Here is a 15,401-nt window from a genome sequence, read left to right as displayed (position 1 = left end):
ACCCCACTCAGACCCGGCGCGTTATCAGTGCCGGGTCTTCCCGTTTTCGGATTTTGAAATGACTGATACTCTGACACCGCGTTACACGGCGCTGCCCCGGCGGCAGGCGATGGTTCTTCTTGGCGCAATCCTTGTTGTTGCCCTTTGTGGCATTGTCTACGAATTGATCATCGGTACGGTGTCCAGCTATCTGCTGGGAAACTCGGTCTATCAGTTCTCACTTACGATCGGGTTTTTCATGTTTGCCATGGGCGTGGGGTCCTATGTGTCCCGTTTTTTCCACGGCAACCTGATCCAGACGTTCATCTGGGTTGAGCTGATCCTGGCGCTGATCGGTGGTCTGTGCAGCGTGTCGCTGTTCATGCTTTTTCCTTATGCGCCCTGGTTTTACACCGTGGGTATGTTCACCTTCATCTCGGCCATCGGATTTCTGGTCGGGTTGGAAATACCGCTGCTGATGCGCGTATTGTCGGAAAGCAGTACAACGCGGGAATCCATCGCTGATGTGCTGTCACTAGACTATATCGGTGCGCTTGGGGGATCGGTTCTGTTTCCCATTCTGTTGCTGCCGTCGCTTGGGCTGATTTCATCCTCTTTCGCTATCGGTCTGACCAATGCCATGGTTGGCCTGCTCAGCGTCCTGTGTCTGCGCGACCAACTGGATGCGCCCAAACGGATGCTGGCCTGTGCCATTGGTACCATAGTTTTGTTGTTCGCCCTGACCCTGGTGGCCGGGCGCATCACTGCATTTGCGCAAGATCATCTATATTTTGATCGCATCGTCTGGCGCAAACAATCGCAGTATCAGTCGTTGGTCGTTACCAATACTTGGCAAAAAAACGACGTGCGCCTGTACATTGATGGCCATCTGCAATTCGCTGAAACCGACGAATACCGCTATCACGAAGCGTTGGTCCACCCCGCCTTGTCCTGGGGGGATAGCACCCCAAAGTCGGTTCTGGTGCTTGGCGGTGGTGACGGTCTGGCCGTACGTGAAATCCTGAAACACCCCAGCGTTGAGCGTATCGATCTGGTCGATCTTGACCCAGCGATGACCGACCTGGGGCGCAATCTGGCCCCCGTCGCACGTCTGAATGACAACAGCATGGAGGCGTCCATACTAAACGTTCACAACACCGACGCTTTCAACTATGTCAAATCCACCGATCAGATCTATGATCGGATCATCATCGACTTTCCTGACCCCCATAGTGAGGCGCTGTCAAAACTGTATTCGGTCGAGTTCTACGCCATGGTTCAGGGCATTCTGTCCCAAAACGGCGTTCTGGTGACACAAAGCAGCTCACCTTTCTTTTCCCCCCATACCTATTGGACGATATCGGAAACCCTGTCCGAGATGTTCCCGCAGGTGGTGAACTATCAGATGTCGATCCCTTCTTTCGGGGTTTGGGGTTACAACCTTGCGACCAATGAACCCGCGTCTACGCTGGGGGATTTGCCCGAGGGTCTGAGGTTTGTAACGCCAGAGGTTTTTTTGGCCGCGCAGGTGTTTCCCAGCGACATGTTGCCCAGACGCGAGCTTGCAGTGAATTCCATCTTTGACCCCGGCATCTATCAGGAATACGCCCGCGACGTGTCCGGCTATTGAGCCTGGACGCCAATTGAATGTCGTCCACTTCTCAGATCAGGTCTAACAAGCGGGAACTGTCGAAAAAGGTCTGCATCGTCAGAGATTCTGAACTAACCCAGAGACAGTAGGTGCTCTTCTAACGCTGCATTACCGCCAATGATTTCATTGAAAAAAATCTTGAAGCTCGACCATATTTCTGCGCGATATTTGCTCATAGCTCTGCACGATTTGCCCAAAAGTCTGCGCACTCCACTTTTCGGTGCCGGATTAAATCATTCCGAAAGTCTCTTTGAGTTCTGCGACTTGAGCTACATCCAGCAACCGGGTTGGCAGGCCCCGCAAAGCCACTAGTAGCTTGGCTGTTTCTTCTAACTCTTCTGCTGCACAGACCGCTGAGAAGAGATCCTTTCCCGAGACGACGGGACCGTGATTGGCCAACAGAACCGCACTATACTTGCCGCTCAGTTCGCGGATCAAGCAACCGGATTTCGGGTCGCCTGGTTTGATGTATGGAACCAGTTTGACCGTGCCGACGCGCATCACCACGTACGGCGTAAGCGGCGGAATACAGTCATTGGGATCGGTGTCTTCCAGACACGACAGAGCAGTGGCCCAGGTCGAGTGCAGATGAACCACGGCGCCCGCTTCCGGCCGCGTGTCATAGAAGGCTTGATGCAGAAAAACCTCTTTGGTCGGCTTGTCGCCGGAAACGTGGTTGCCATCCAAACTAATCTTGGCGATGCGCTCGGGGTCGATATCGCCCAAAGTGGAATTCGTTGGCGTCATGAGGATCCCGTCATGTAAACGCGCGGAGACATTGCCCGCCGTGCCGACGGAAAAACCACGCGCAAACAGCGATGCACACAGTTCCGACATCTGCCGTCGCAGTGTCTGTTCTTCAGAACTCATTTACCGGACTCCATTATTCTGAGGGCCTTCGCGAAAAAGTCCGGAGCGCCGAAGTTTCCAGACTTTAGAGCCAGCGCAATGGGTTCAGTCTTTCCAACGCTCAAGACTGGCACGCCCGGGTCGATCTCTGGCCCAATTGACATGGCCGGTGAACCCAAAGCCTCAGAGACGGCCTTGGCAACAGCGCCTGACGTCTCTCCTCCGGCCACGACAAGGCGCTTATAACCCGTTTGGACAAGTTCTCGTGCTGTTTCCGCAAAGAGATTGTCCAGCCTGTCCGCGACTGCTTCTTGACCGAATTGACTTTGGATTGCGCGCACCTCTTCCGGGCTTCCTGATGAGTAAGCGAGAGGGGACTCTCCTGAATGCGTTTCAAAGAAATCCAGAAGCGTTTGCGTGGTCACATCCCCGGACATAACACCCGGAACATCGATGGCGAACGTCGGATTGGATTCCGCATGAACATCGATCTGCCCGTGTGTCGTACCTGAACATGACCCTGCAAGGATAGCGGCAGGCCCAGAGATACCTGTGAACACAATGCCACCTCTTTTGGACGAAGCTTTTCTGACGAAGTTTCTGGGTAGACCCAATGCGATCCCGGATCCCCCGGTAATCAGCTGGGCATCCATCAGTGCCTCGCCCCAGGCCAGCAAATCCTCGTCCGAAATCGCATCACCGATTACAAAGCGTTCGTCTGCGATCTGCAACGCATCAGCAATCGCCTCTGGCCCTTGCTTCACGGTGCCAACTGGAACCAACCCAACCGCCTCTTTGGCCTGGTGCTGCAACCAACGCCTGATGTTCGCATCCGTCATCGGAGTAAGAGGGTGATTTTCCATCCCAGACTCGTGCAATAGCTTGCCGAGTACAAAAAGATGGCCGTGATAGATGGTACGCCCCGTGGTGGGAAAGGCCGGACAGAAAACCACCTTCTGCGCGTCCAGTTCGTTGGCAAGCGCTTCCGCGACCGGGCCGATGTTTCCTTCATTAGTGGAATCGAATGTCGAGCAGTATTTAAAAATGAACTGCTGGCATCCTTGATCCTTAAGCCACCGCAGAGCTTGCAAGCTGTCCGCTACGGCTTCCTCAATAGGTGCGGTGCGGCTCTTAAGTGAGACCACACCCGCTTCGATCTCTTTGTCGGCTGGGGTAGTTGGAATACCCGGAAACTGAGCCGTTCGTAATCCACCTTCCGGCTCAACACCTTTCGCCAAGGTGTTTGCGACATCACTTGCACCAGTAAAATCGTCCGCTATGACACCGATTTTCATAATTCAATGTCCCGCGTCGGCCCTGGATCCAGCCTATGGATATGCGGTGCCGCGCCCACGGGAAATACCTCACGCACAAGTGGATCATGGCCGGGCACGATAAGCCTAGAATGCGAAGCCAACCTCTCAAGTGTCTCGAAACCATCCATCATGTCTTGCAGGTCGACGACGATAGGAAAGGCTTTGCGTGCCATGAAATTCTCGTAATAGTGCGAGGCGTCAGAGGCGAGTACCATCCACCCGGCCGCCGTTCTTACGCGAACGCATTGCAACCCGCGCGAATGCCCTCCGATGCAGTGCACCGTTACCCCATCTGCAATCTCGGCTTCTCCATCGTAGAACACGACCTTGCCTGAATAGAGACGCTTTACGACCTCGCAGACATGGCCAGCCGTGAAAGGCGCACGCAGGTGATCCTGGCACATGCATGGACCTGTGGCGAAGGCCATTTCCGCCGACTGCATGTGCAATTTCGCGTTAGGGAACAAATGCAGCCCCCCTGCATGGTCATAATGAAGGTGGGTCACGATGACCTCAGTCACCGCTTCTGGCATAATGTCTAAAGGGCTTAGAGCCTCGCGAGGGTCCATCGCGATGGGACGACCACGTGCGGCGGCCTCATCGGAGTCATAACCGGTATCGACCAGAACGACTTTGTTACCGCGTTTGAGCACCCAAACGAAATAATCCATCGCGTGAGGAGCGTCATGATTATCATCGACAATGAAGCTATCGGCTCGCGTCCGGGCGTTGCGATCCGCGTATTTCACGGCATGGATTTCCCAATCGTTCATCGGATGACCTCGGAATACTGGTGAACTACCTTGGTGGCGATCATATCAGCCACTGCCGCATCGAAGGACTGAAAATGCGCGCTTTCTAGGTGGGCAGAGAACGCCGCGCTGTCCTCATAAACCTCATAAAGAAAAACTGTCTCGGGATCGTCGCCGAGGCACACGTCAAACTGTTGGCATCCGGGTTCTTCACGCAACGAGGTTGAAGCGTTTTTGACCATCAGCGGTAGAAAAGTGTCTCTCGTACCGGGTTTGAGAGTGAAAGTGACAGTGACTACAAACATCAGACAGAAAGTCCTTTCAGGCGTGAGAAAGCGCGCTTTGCAACGGGCAGCTGGCTGAGGATCAGACCAATGTTGAGCACCAGCAGAATGGCCGCACCGGGTCGTGAAAAGAAGACCGAAGGATCCCCATCCGACAGGAACAATGACCGGCGGAAGGTTTCGTCAAACAGGCTGCCCAGAATAACGCCTATCACCAACGGCGCGATTGGGTACTTCATCAGGTTCATGAAGTAGGCAACGGCGCCGACGCCAAGCATCAGGTAGAGATCATTGATACCACCACCGACGCTGAAAGACCCAATTGTTGTCAGAACCATAACGACGGGTAAGAAGATGGTCTGCGGGATGGCAAGTATTTTGATGAATACCCGAGCGGTGAACAGGCCCATCAAGAACATTGTCAGGGAGGCCAGCACTAAAATTGCAACCACGCGCAAAATGATCTCGGGGTCTATCGTGGGGCCTGGGATCACGTTGTTGATCTTGAAGGCCCCCATCAAAGCCGCGGCGGGTGGCGAACCGGGAATGCCCAACACTAAAAGCGGGATTAGCGCACCACCAATACAGGCGTTGTTTGCAGTCTCGGAGCACAGCAGACCTTCCAATGATCCTTTTCCAAACTTGTCGCCCTCGGCAGATACGGTCTTGCCAACACCGTAGCTGACCCAACCGGCGACATCTTCGCCGACGCCAGGAAGCGCTCCTACCCCAGTTCCAATCACTCCTGACCGGCCAATGGTGGGCAGGTAGCGTCGGATGGAGCGTAGGTTCGGAAGGATTCGGCCCTTTAGGGCTACAACTTTCCCAGCCTCAACGTGCCTCAAACCGTCGATAATTTGGGGGATGGCAAAGGCACCCATCAAAACTGGCACGACCTGAAATCCGCTCATCAGGTAAGACCAGCCGAAGGTATAGCGCGGCTCAGACAACAGAGGGTCAAGTCCCACCATGGACATCGCAAGCCCGATCAGACCGGCGATCCATCCCTTGATCACCAGGTCTTCGCTCATCAAAGTGCCCGAAAGCAGAATGCCGAAAAGGGCCAGCAGTGCTTTCTCTGGGCTTGCGATGTTCTTTGAAACCAAAAGCAGCGCCCAGACAAAAATCAAAAGCGTGATGGTCCCGATAACTGTGCCAATGAAACTGGCCATTGTGGTCAGCCCAAGTGCTTCACCCCCTCGACCCGCTTTAGCCAGTGGGTAGCCATCCATGGCTGTCGCCGCGCTGGCTGCTGTGCCCGGAATGTTCAGCAGAATAGACGGGTAAGAGCCGCCGTAAATCGCGCCGACATAGGCCCCGAGCAAAGCGATGAGCGAATAGTCCAGCGGGATTTTGTTGCCGAAGAAACCCGTCAAGATCGTCACTGCCAGGGTTGCCGTAAGGCCGGGCAATGCGCCGAATGTGATGCCCAGGAATACGGAAGCGATCAAATAGAGATAGGTCAGCGGGTCTACTGCCAAGCCCACGAAGGCGGCCCCAAATCCAGCCAGTTGCGAAAGGATAAAGTCCATCCGGTCAATCTTTCCAAATCGGACGAAGCGTCACGTAGTAGTGGTATTCGATTTGCTTGAAGATCAGCCCGCCGCGCGCGGGCACGTTCTGCCGGAAAACAAAGGCCATCGCGCAAACAAGGATGAGCGGGGCAAGTATTGCCACCAATGGAACGAACCGCAAAACGCGTTCAGAAGCCGCTTTGGTCAACACCACTAGTGTTAACGCGACCCACAAGGCCAGTGTGAACCAATCATCACCGTGCGCATTCCAATCCGCCTGAGCAGGAAACACGGCGAACGCAAACAAACCGGCGACGACAACTGCGATACAAGCCACCAAAGCACGCCGCGCGTGACCGCCGTAGTAGCCGTAAGTCAAAGCTGTAATCAGCAAGCCAGAACACAGAATGAAGTCCACTCTTGGAACCAACCCAACGACATATGCAAGAAGGATCAGGCCGATTGTTGAAGCTCGATAGGCTTCCGACCTATCCCATCCGATCCCCAAAGCACTGAGCGCGTTTTGGGCTCCACCTGAGCGGATCGAAATAGCTAGCAAGACGAAGGACAAGCCAAGCAATCCCCCGAAGATGAACAGCGGCACAATTGCAGCCGAGTTGTACCAATCCGATCCACTTACACCTGCGCGGTTTTCACCCCAAAGAGGGATGTCCAACGTCTTCCAAAGGAAAAAGGTGGAAATTGCTATCAGACCAATCGAGGCCCAGAAATCGCGCGCCCGCATGATCAGTGTATCGTCAGGTTTGTCCATTGCCTGCCTCTTGTCGGAAAGGGCGCGATCAGGCGCGCCCTTTCAAAAGTGATCGGATTATGGCTTCTCGATACCCAGCGACGCCGGATCGACGGTCGCTGCACCCAGATCTTGCAAGGTATAGGCAAAGGTAGCTTCGAGGTTCGCAAACAGCTCTTGAGCCTCTTCGCCGTGTTGACCACCGACATCATAATTGTTTGCAGAGGCCCATTCAGCGACGGTATCGGACGCAATCGCTTGTTCGAAGGCATCACCAAGCGCTGCCTTTACGTCGTTCCCGGCTGAACTGTGAACTGCAAACCCGATGGCCTGTTTGAGCGGTAAATACTGATCGAGACCGTCATAAATGCCAAAGGCAGAAGGCACTGTTGCCCCTGCAATCTGCGCATCTTCGGGCGTCAGCATCGCGAGCGGCTTCAACTGGCCGCCTTCGATCAGCGGAGCTTGTTCAGCCAGTGAGGTCACAACCAACGCGACTTCACCCGCTATCGCTGCCTCCTGCCCAGGCGCTGAGCCTTTGTAGGGAACAAACTTGAACTCAGTCCCTGACCCTTTTTCGATGGCCAGAAGATTCAAATGGTGGATCGAACCCGCGCCGGAAGCCGCCGCTGGAATAGTGCCAGGAGCAGCTTTTGCAGCGTCGACCAGTTCTTCCAGAGTATTGTAAGGGCTGTCCGCTGGAACCGAGATCAGATCGGGTGATCCGCCAACAATAAACGGATACCAAAAGTCAAATTTCTTATCCCAACCACCCTGCACAGCAGCGGTGACGTTCGATTCAGACAGACCAACCAATGTGTAGCCATCGTCTGGTTGGTTCATGACGTAGACCATACCGTTAGAGCCTGCGACCCCACCTGTTTGATTGATCACATTGATCGAAACCGGAAGGTGTTTTTCCATCTCGGCCATGATCATTCGGTTGATCGTGTCAGTGCCACCACCGGCCCCCCAGACCACAGCTGTGGTGATATCACGATAGGGATAATCCTGCGCGGCAGCTGCACTTGCAATCCCGGTCGCCATCACGGCTGCGGCCGCCAACCGCCCTAGCTTCAGTTTCATTTCCAAGTCCTCCCAAACATCTTTGCGTTTATTATTGCATTTATTTGCGTATACATTAAAGAATGCGTTGTCAACGGACTGTAGTGAAAGCTGCTATCGCGCTATGAATGCGAAACAGGAAGGAAGCGGGCTAAGATGAAGAAAAGTTATGATGTGGCAGTGTTCCACGGGGACGGAATCGGCCCGGAAATTATGGCCCCTACGCTTGAAATTCTGCACCAGCTCTCGCGCGGCAGTCCTTCCTACGAACTGGTGTTTACAGACGCTCCGGCAGGCGCAGGCCACTACGCCAAAACTGGAGAATCGTTTCCGGCTGGGTCACTCGAAACTGCACGCAACGCCGACGCGATTCTGCTATCTGCAATGGGCTTGCCGGATGTTCGATACCCTGACGGAACCGAGATTTCACCGCAGATTGATTTGCGAAAGCAACTGGGACTCTTCGCTGGTGTACGGCCAGTAAAGGTAAGCAGCGGACAAATGACCCCCTTGGCGCTGCCCTCTGGAAAAGAGATCGACTTTGTCTTGATCCGTGAAAGCACCGAAGGATTGTTTTTCACGCAAGGAACGGGAGAAGTCTTAGAAGATGAGGCGCGCGAAACTCTTCTGATCACCCGCGATGTATCCGAAAAACTATTCCGGTTTGCGTTTGATTTGGCCAAAAACCGGAAAGCATCCGGACGCGGGCCAGGACGGGTTACTTGCGTCGATAAAGCCAATGTATTCAGGGCCTTTGCGTTCTTCAGATCGATGTTTGACGCTGAGGCGGCCAACCATCCGGATTTGCAGGCAGACCATGCCTATGTTGATGCTACCGCCCTCTGGATGGTCCAGAAGCCTTGGGAATTTGATGTCTTGGTGACTGAGAACATGTTCGGAGATATTCTCTCTGACCTTGGCGCGGGTCTCATGGGTGGTCTAGGGCTGGCGCCATCAGCGGATATCGGCTTGAATCACGCTGTATTCCAACCCTGCCATGGTTCCGCTCCGGACATTGCCGGACAGGGTATTGCCAACCCTTTTGCGATGATCCTGTCCGCAGCAATGATGCTTGAATGGTTGGGGTTGACCCATGATCATCCAGACCTGTCCAACGACGGCGAACGGTTGAGCGAAGCCGTGGAAAAGGTGACTGCGAACGGACAGAACCTGACGTGTGACCTAGGTGGCACGGCCGGAACGCAGGACGCAGCCTCGTCGGTATTGGAAGCATTGCGGGCATGAATACTCAACAAGCCATCAGGGTCGCGTGTGTGGGTGCGGGGTACTTCAGCAGGTTCCACTACGAAAGCTGGTCCCGAATGCCCGGAGCGGTTCCGATTGCATCCTGCAACCGTGATATCAACAAGGCGAAGGAAACAGGACTGGCCGCTTACGATGATCTGTCAAAAATGCTGGAGGCGGAAGAACCGGATCTCGTGGACATCATCCTTCCACCTGTTGCGCAGGCCGCCGCCATCCGAACGGCACTGCGGTTTGGTATCAAGTGGCTGATCTGCCAAAAACCTTTCTGCATGTCATTGGATGAAGCTAAGAAGATCGTTTCCGAGGCTGAAGCACTAGGCGCAACTATTGTCGTGCATGAGAATTTTCGCTTTCAGCCCTGGTATCGTGCGATCAAGGTAGCGATGACCGAGGGTCGAATTGGAACACCTCTACAAGCGACTTTCCGGCTTCGGCCCGGCGACGGACAGGGACCACGCGCCTACCTTGACCGGCAGCCGTACTTTCAGGACATGCCACGTTTTCTGGTGCATGAAACAGCGGTTCACTGGGTAGACACATTCCGATTTTTGTTCGATGCGCCCAGCGCAGTTTATGCGGACTTGCGCCAAGTTAACCCCGTTATCGCGGGCGAGGATGCAGGTTACATCTTGTTTGACCACCCCAACGGTTTGAAAGCTCTGTTCGATGGGAACCGATGCCTTGACCACAGCGCCGAAAACCTGCGTCAGACCATGGGCGAAGCTCTCGTCGAAGGAACGGAAGGATCACTGGTTCTTAACGGCGACGGTTCAGTAGAACTCCGCGTTTTTGGAAAACAGGAGCGGCAGCAGGTTTTACCTCCGAGCGATCATGATGGGTTTGGAGGCGACTGCGTCCACGCCTTGCAAAGTCACGTCGTTTCAGGCCTTGTAAAGGGCACGCCGCTGGAAAACACGGCTCGAGACTATTTGGACGTGATCCGCATCGAAGAGAACATCTATCTCTCGGCTGCGGAGGGACGAAAGATCAACCTGGAGACGCCGTGAAGGGTCAAGACGCAAAAACTCTTTCCAATACGCAACGCGCCGTTAGGGATTTGCGACAGATGATCCTTTCCGGCGAACTTGCGGCCGGAACTGACCATCTGGAATCGGAACTCGCGGAAACCCTTGGTATGTCCCGCACCCCGATACGGGAAGCCGCGCTGATGTTGGAAAGTAAGGGGTTGCTAGAAATGCGGCCCCGCAAGGGCGTGCGGATACTACCTGTTTCATCAGATGATATGCGTGAAATTTACGACATACTGACGGAACTCGAGAGCCTCGCAGCGCAGCGCGCTGCCGAAGCGGGTTATTCAGAAGATGAACTGGCGGTACTTGCTGGATCAATTGCAAAGATGGACCAAGCCATCGAAGCCGGAGACCTTGAAGCCTGGGCCGAGGCCGACGAGTTGTTTCATCAGGAGCTCGTTCGGTTGGGCGGCAACAAACGTGTCGAAGCGATTGTCGCCATGATGAGCGACCAGGTGCGTCGCGCGCGCGCAACGACGTTGTTCATCAGGCCCCTGCCCGTCAAATCCAATGAAGATCACCGGGTTGTTTTTCAAGCGATTAGTGAAGGTCGTCCAGATGCCGCCCGCGAACGTCATCGAGAACACAGGCTGCAAGCGCAGGCTATGCTATGCGGGATACTCGAAAAGCATCGGCTCAACAGCCTCTGATCTTCTCGTGTCCGGTCGTTAATCAACTAAAATAACTGCCAATTTTCGACATCAAAGGCGCTCCGAATACTTGTCGCCCACGGCAGTCCACGGTTGCGTCCGGCTGTTCTGATTTTCTTTTTTCAAATCACTCAACCAATCACTGCATCGTTTGGGGTTGATGTGGTACGAATTCGTATTAAATTAGTACGATATCGCACTATTGGAGAGTCAAGATGCCAAACCGAAGACGTTTTCTCAAGATTCTAGGCGGAGGCACAATACTGGCGGCAACCGGTGCGATTGCGTTCCTCGCTACACGCACGCCGCATGACGCGCTGGCTCCGTGGACGCCAAAACCGTATGACGACCCACGCAAAGCCGCTTTGTCCTACGCAATTCTCGCCCCCAATCCACACAACTTGCAACCTTGGCTGGTCGAGTTGGTTGGGCAAGACAGGGTGCGCATCCACCGTGATACAGATCGCGAGCTTCCGGAGACCGATCCTTACCACCGCCAGCTCTATATTGGCCTCGGCGCCTTTGTTGAGACGATGGTCCTGGCGGCAGGTGCTCTCGGGTTCGATACCGAGGTCAAGTTACTGCCAGATGGGGATGACGGGCCCATCGCAGAAGCAGTGTTTGTGCCGGGCGGGACATCCGATCCACTATCAGATCAAATCCTCAACCGACATTCAAACAAAGAACCGTACACTGAACAGCGGCTGTCCGAGGCGGAAGTGTCGGCCCTTGAAAACTACGCCACTCTGATTACCAGTGAAGATTTGGTGGCCCGTATTCGAGACCTCACGACACGCGCCTTTGAAATCGAAATGCGAACGCCGCAGACCCTGAAAGAATCCGTCGACCTGATGCGGATCGGGAAAGCAGAAATCATTGCCAACCCAGACGGGATTGAATTGCGCGATCCCATGCTGGAAACGCTGCGACTTACCGGCCTATTGGACAATGAGACCCTGATGAACGTTGACCACCCAGGCACTCAGTCACACATGCAAGGCTACTTCGCAATGCTGGACGCGACGCCGCAATACGCAGTCCTCACGACAGCCACAAATACGCGAAGCGATCAACTCAATGCCGGGCGTCGATTGATGCGTTTTTACCTGAAGACAACCGAAATGGGCCTGGGCGTTCATCCGGTCAGTCAGGCGCTTCAGGAATATCCCGAGATGGCCGATGAATACGCTCTGGCGCATGAGCTTCTTGCGCCAACAGGGCACACAGTGCAAATGTTGCTGCGTTTGGGGTATGGACCCGAACCAATTGCCACACCCCGCTGGCCGCTGGAGACACGAATTCTGAATGAAGCCTGAGGATGAGACCAACGAAGTCTACCGGTTCTTCACCGAGGTCGGGATCATCAATCAGTTGATCTCGACCAAGCTTGAAGCGTTCTTACCTGGTCGAATGACAGCGACTCAATTTGGAATTTTGGGCCATCTGGTACGGCGTCCCGAGGGTGAAACCCCACTGCAACTCTCGAACGCGTTTCAGGTGCCCAAAACTTCGATGACGCATATGCTCGCCAGCCTTGAAAATAACACCTTGATCACTCTTGAGACCAACCCAGATGACAAGCGTTCTAAAATTGCCCGGTCGACGCCGCAAGGCGCTGAGTTTTTGAAAGCTTGTATGGAGCGGATGTCGGAAGCCCTGGATCCTGTTTTGTACGAACTCGGATTCGATCCATTTCGCAACTCGCTGCCGAATCTGACGCTCATACGCGAAGCTTTGGACAGCGAACGGGACTAAGTAGAGCCAGCGCCGCCCAAAGCACGACCTCAAACGATCAGAACACCATGCTATCTGCGCCTAGGAGCAGCGACGGCGATCCTCGAGGCAAGATGGGCATGTCGTCAAATATTGCAATCCACGCGTCACCATCAAATACCACGAGTGGTTGGTTAAATTCCCACCTATTGGGGAACTGCCAGAGTTCGTTCGAACTAGCGCGCCGTCACAGTCGCCAATCGAAAAAGTAGGATGTGCGAAATCAACACCAAAAACGAAACAACCTCAGGCTACATAGAACAAACTTGCAATCGCGTGCTCCGACGTAGTCACCTAGGATACGGGGATGGAGGAAGCTGATGACGCGATGGAAGTTTGTGGTTTGTGTTTGGTGTGCGCTGACTCTTGTTGCTTGCGCTCCAAAAACTCGCACCTATGAAAAGACGGTATCGGCCTCGCTTCCGGCAAACTCGCGCACAGCTCTTAGTCAGGCAGCCAACCGGCTTGGCGATCCCAAAGACGGTCGGTCGGGGGTCAAGCTGATCAGTGACGGCGAAGAAGCGCTTGTTTCACGTTTGCTGTTAGCGGCTGCGGCTGAGCAAACGATAGACGCGCAATACTACCTTCTGCACAACGACCCAACGGGCCACCTTTTTGCAGCCAGTCTTTTGCAGGCGGCAGATCGGGGTGTTCGCATCCGATTGCTACTGGATGACATGGATACGTCCAGTTATGACGCGATGACGGCCGCGTTGGACAATCACAAAAATATTGAGATCAGGTTGTTCAATCCATTTTGGCGAGATCAAAGCCTGTTGATCGCGGGGCTGACGGACTTCAAACGCATCAATCGCAGAATGCACAACAAGTCAATGACGGCAGACAACGTGTTCACGATTGTGGGTGGGAGAAACATCGGTGCCGAGTACTTCCTCGCGCGGGAAGAAATGAACTACGCTGATCTGGATGTGCTGGCCGCAGGCCCCGTAGTACGCGAGGTGTCGCGAAGCTTTGACTCATACTGGAACAGCGAATTCGCCGTTCCAGCTCGGGTAGTCGTTGGAGAACCACAGGAATTTGACCTTGGTGATGCGCGAAGCAGGTTGAACGAACTGGTCGAGGAAGCGAAGCAGACGCAGTATGGCGCGGCCCTCAGAAAGTCGGCACAAGAGAACTTCGCAGATGGAGCCCTGTCATTGGATTGGCTGCCTGCGAAGCTTTACGCTGATCCTCCGTCGAAAGCCGCCGGTCTCGAGAACGCAGGTCCCATTCTGGCATCTCAGTTGCTTCCGTACTTTGAGAATGCCAGCAGTGAGGTGACCATCGTCTCCGCCTATTTCGTGCCGCGCAACAACGGTGTGAATTGGTTGACCGAACTGGAAAGCCGCGGCGTCGACGTAAAGGTTGTAACCAATTCACTTGCATCTAACGACGTCGCACCCGTTTACGCACACTATGCTAAAAAACGCCGAGCACTTTTACGCGGTGGAGTAGAACTCTACGAACTGCGCCCCGACGCCTATCAGGTCCAACGTCGGGGTATTAACTGGGCTCAATCTCGATCAGGCCTACACTCCAAGGCATTTGCAGTTGATGACCGATACTTGTTCGTAGGGTCGTTCAACTGGGACCCGCGGTCTGTCAACATCAACACCGAAATGGGAATTCTGATTGACTCACCAGCATTGACCTCACGGACTATGGGTGCCTTGGACGACGCGCTGCCCGCATACACATATAACGTGACGCTCGAGAAAGCTGGTCAACTTAAATGGACGACAAGAGACGATGATGGCAACGTTCTTGAGTACCAATCCGAGCCGACGGGATCGGCCTGGGATCACATAGTTGCTGGATTTCTAAGTATTCTACCAATTGGTTCACAGCTTTAGGTTTGTTGACAAGTAATCTGGCCGCGTGTCGCTCTTCTCGGACACGCGTCTACAGCGAATGGGAAGCACCCTGACGTATTTCGGGCCATCGTCCAGGCGACCTTCAGTAGAAACCAATCTCGCTGACATCTACGTTGGCCTCATGATCGCGCCCGAAGGCTACAACCCCAACTGAGGTTATTGCGTCCGCAACGGGAATAGCGCGCAACATGGCACCTGAAGCTTTGAAGCCTGACAGAGGCAAATAGACTTCGGCCCACTCGTCAGAAGTTGCGAACTCGGCCTGATAGTATTGCCATGGAAGCACGGTGCCACTTGTCCTGAGGTGGACGAAGTATTGTTCGCCGTTGCCCCGGACCAATAGCCTGACACCTGATACACCCGTATCTGGCCGATCAGGCAACTTGCGTCGGAACTGGATGAAGCCGCCGTTGTTTTCTGTACTGACGGTTCCGGTCAACCGCGCGAATGCAACATTACCTTCCGAACGAAACTGCACCTGCCCTGAAGAAACTCCTCCCATGACAGTGTCCGCAACGTAGTCCCAACGCATCTCCGGAGACTTGGAGAAGTCTTCTGCAAGATTTTCATCAGCCTGGGCCATTGTGCATCCGACTATAGCAAGACCTGAAACAAGCCCAATGAAAATGGCACGCATATTGTTCCT

15 protein-coding genes are annotated in these 15,401 nt (G+C 54.3%); 7 read left to right on the top strand and 8 right to left on the bottom strand.

All coding sequences use genetic code 11. The features are described 5' to 3' along the window. Nucleotides 1-58 precede the first annotated feature (58 nt). Nucleotides 59-1,609 carry a polyamine aminopropyltransferase gene (locus tag ACR3EP_RS16005; RefSeq protein ID WP_425082487.1) on the top strand — a complete coding sequence of 517 codons (1,551 nt, stop codon included), beginning with the start codon at nt 59-61 and terminating at the stop codon, nt 1,607-1,609. Between the two features lie 249 nt (nt 1,610-1,858). Here ACR3EP_RS16005 and otnC read toward each other — a convergent pair whose 3' ends face one another. From otnC to ACR3EP_RS15970, 7 genes are read right to left on the bottom strand one after another with little or no spacing between them, the layout of a single operon-like run. Continuing rightward, entirely contained in the window at nt 1,859-2,500 is a 642-nt protein-coding gene (gene otnC / locus ACR3EP_RS16000; RefSeq protein ID WP_480638647.1) for a 3-oxo-tetronate 4-phosphate decarboxylase, read from the bottom strand. After that, nucleotides 2,497-3,774, bottom strand: a complete 1,278-nt coding sequence (otnK, locus tag ACR3EP_RS15995) for a 3-oxo-tetronate kinase (RefSeq protein ID WP_480638646.1) — start codon at nt 3,772-3,774, stop codon at nt 2,497-2,499. The genes otnC and otnK overlap by 4 nt, the downstream gene beginning before the upstream one ends. Beyond that, nucleotides 3,771-4,568 (bottom strand): N-acyl homoserine lactonase family protein, encoded by a 798-nt coding sequence (locus ACR3EP_RS15990; RefSeq protein ID WP_480638645.1) that lies wholly within the window; start codon nt 4,566-4,568, stop codon nt 3,771-3,773. Before ACR3EP_RS15990 ends, otnK begins: the two co-directional genes overlap by 4 nt. Next, nucleotides 4,565-4,852: a putative quinol monooxygenase gene (locus tag ACR3EP_RS15985; RefSeq protein WP_480638644.1), complete on the bottom strand. Its 288-nt coding sequence runs from the start codon at nt 4,850-4,852 to the stop codon at nt 4,565-4,567. The genes ACR3EP_RS15990 and ACR3EP_RS15985 overlap by 4 nt, the downstream gene beginning before the upstream one ends. Next, nucleotides 4,852-6,363 carry a tripartite tricarboxylate transporter permease gene (locus tag ACR3EP_RS15980; protein ID WP_480638643.1) on the bottom strand — a complete coding sequence of 504 codons (1,512 nt, stop codon included), beginning with the start codon at nt 6,361-6,363 and terminating at the stop codon, nt 4,852-4,854. The genes ACR3EP_RS15985 and ACR3EP_RS15980 overlap by 1 nt, the downstream gene beginning before the upstream one ends. Before the next feature lie 4 nt (nt 6,364-6,367). Further along, a complete protein-coding gene (locus ACR3EP_RS15975) occupies nt 6,368-7,117 on the bottom strand; it encodes a hypothetical protein (protein WP_480638642.1) in 750 nt (249 codons plus the stop codon). A gap of 57 nt (nt 7,118-7,174) precedes the next feature. Continuing rightward, nucleotides 7,175-8,182, bottom strand: coding sequence for a Bug family tripartite tricarboxylate transporter substrate binding protein (locus ACR3EP_RS15970; RefSeq protein ID WP_480638641.1), 1,008 nt, complete (start codon nt 8,180-8,182; stop codon nt 7,175-7,177). 135 nt (nt 8,183-8,317) lie between these two features. Between ACR3EP_RS15970 and ACR3EP_RS15965 the strand changes: the two genes are divergently transcribed. The 6 genes from ACR3EP_RS15965 to ACR3EP_RS15940 all read left to right on the top strand — a co-directional run bounded on the left by ACR3EP_RS15965 (nt 8,318) and on the right by ACR3EP_RS15940 (nt 14,734). Continuing rightward, a complete protein-coding gene (locus ACR3EP_RS15965; RefSeq protein WP_480638640.1) occupies nt 8,318-9,406 on the top strand; it encodes an isocitrate/isopropylmalate dehydrogenase family protein in 1,089 nt (362 codons plus the stop codon). Next, nucleotides 9,403-10,434, top strand: a complete 1,032-nt coding sequence (locus ACR3EP_RS15960) for a Gfo/Idh/MocA family protein (protein WP_480638639.1) — start codon at nt 9,403-9,405, stop codon at nt 10,432-10,434. Before ACR3EP_RS15965 ends, ACR3EP_RS15960 begins: the two co-directional genes overlap by 4 nt. Then, nucleotides 10,431-11,108: a GntR family transcriptional regulator gene (locus tag ACR3EP_RS15955; protein WP_480638638.1), complete on the top strand. Its 678-nt coding sequence runs from the start codon at nt 10,431-10,433 to the stop codon at nt 11,106-11,108. The genes ACR3EP_RS15960 and ACR3EP_RS15955 overlap by 4 nt, the downstream gene beginning before the upstream one ends. Before the next feature lie 215 nt (nt 11,109-11,323). Further along, nucleotides 11,324-12,424 carry an Acg family FMN-binding oxidoreductase gene (locus ACR3EP_RS15950; RefSeq protein WP_480638637.1) on the top strand — a complete coding sequence of 367 codons (1,101 nt, stop codon included), beginning with the start codon at nt 11,324-11,326 and terminating at the stop codon, nt 12,422-12,424. Next, nucleotides 12,414-12,863: a MarR family winged helix-turn-helix transcriptional regulator gene (locus ACR3EP_RS15945; protein WP_480638636.1), complete on the top strand. Its 450-nt coding sequence runs from the start codon at nt 12,414-12,416 to the stop codon at nt 12,861-12,863. Before ACR3EP_RS15950 ends, ACR3EP_RS15945 begins: the two co-directional genes overlap by 11 nt. A 338-nt stretch (nt 12,864-13,201) precedes the next feature. Further along, nucleotides 13,202-14,734 carry a phospholipase D family protein gene (locus tag ACR3EP_RS15940; protein ID WP_480638635.1) on the top strand — a complete coding sequence of 511 codons (1,533 nt, stop codon included), beginning with the start codon at nt 13,202-13,204 and terminating at the stop codon, nt 14,732-14,734. Nucleotides 14,735-14,837: 103 nt separating this feature from the next. Here the strand turns inward: ACR3EP_RS15940 and ACR3EP_RS15935 are convergent, their stop codons facing one another. Beyond that, nucleotides 14,838-15,338, bottom strand: a complete 501-nt coding sequence (locus tag ACR3EP_RS15935) for a CIA30 family protein (RefSeq protein ID WP_480638634.1) — start codon at nt 15,336-15,338, stop codon at nt 14,838-14,840. Nucleotides 15,339-15,401 lie beyond the last annotated feature (63 nt).

Source organism: Ruegeria sp. BB10, assembly GCF_056535725.1.
The sequence above is the reverse complement of the archived record's forward strand: the minus strand, read 5'-3'. Positions and strand labels throughout refer to the sequence as shown.

Bases quoted from the DNA above. Each gene is read 5' to 3' on its own strand.
- ACR3EP_RS16005 (WP_425082487.1), top strand. From the start codon at position 59: ATGACTGATACTCTGACACCGCGTTACACGGCGCTGCCCCGGCGGCAG.
- otnC (WP_480638647.1), bottom strand. From the start codon at position 2,500: ATGAGTTCTGAAGAACAGACACTGCGACGGCAGATGTCGGAACTGTGT.
- otnK (WP_480638646.1), bottom strand. From the start codon at position 3,774: ATGAAAATCGGTGTCATAGCGGACGATTTTACTGGTGCAAGTGATGTC.
- ACR3EP_RS15990 (WP_480638645.1), bottom strand. From the start codon at position 4,568: ATGAACGATTGGGAAATCCATGCCGTGAAATACGCGGATCGCAACGCC.
- ACR3EP_RS15985 (WP_480638644.1), bottom strand. From the start codon at position 4,852: ATGTTTGTAGTCACTGTCACTTTCACTCTCAAACCCGGTACGAGAGAC.
- ACR3EP_RS15980 (WP_480638643.1), bottom strand. From the start codon at position 6,363: ATGGACTTTATCCTTTCGCAACTGGCTGGATTTGGGGCCGCCTTCGTG.
- ACR3EP_RS15975 (WP_480638642.1), bottom strand. From the start codon at position 7,117: ATGGACAAACCTGACGATACACTGATCATGCGGGCGCGCGATTTCTGG.
- ACR3EP_RS15970 (WP_480638641.1), bottom strand. From the start codon at position 8,182: ATGAAACTGAAGCTAGGGCGGTTGGCGGCCGCAGCCGTGATGGCGACC.
- ACR3EP_RS15965 (WP_480638640.1), top strand. From the start codon at position 8,318: ATGAAGAAAAGTTATGATGTGGCAGTGTTCCACGGGGACGGAATCGGC.
- ACR3EP_RS15960 (WP_480638639.1), top strand. From the start codon at position 9,403: ATGAATACTCAACAAGCCATCAGGGTCGCGTGTGTGGGTGCGGGGTAC.
- ACR3EP_RS15950 (WP_480638637.1), top strand. From the start codon at position 11,324: ATGCCAAACCGAAGACGTTTTCTCAAGATTCTAGGCGGAGGCACAATA.
- ACR3EP_RS15945 (WP_480638636.1), top strand. From the start codon at position 12,414: ATGAAGCCTGAGGATGAGACCAACGAAGTCTACCGGTTCTTCACCGAG.
- ACR3EP_RS15940 (WP_480638635.1), top strand. From the start codon at position 13,202: ATGACGCGATGGAAGTTTGTGGTTTGTGTTTGGTGTGCGCTGACTCTT.
- ACR3EP_RS15935 (WP_480638634.1), bottom strand. From the start codon at position 15,338: ATGGCCCAGGCTGATGAAAATCTTGCAGAAGACTTCTCCAAGTCTCCG.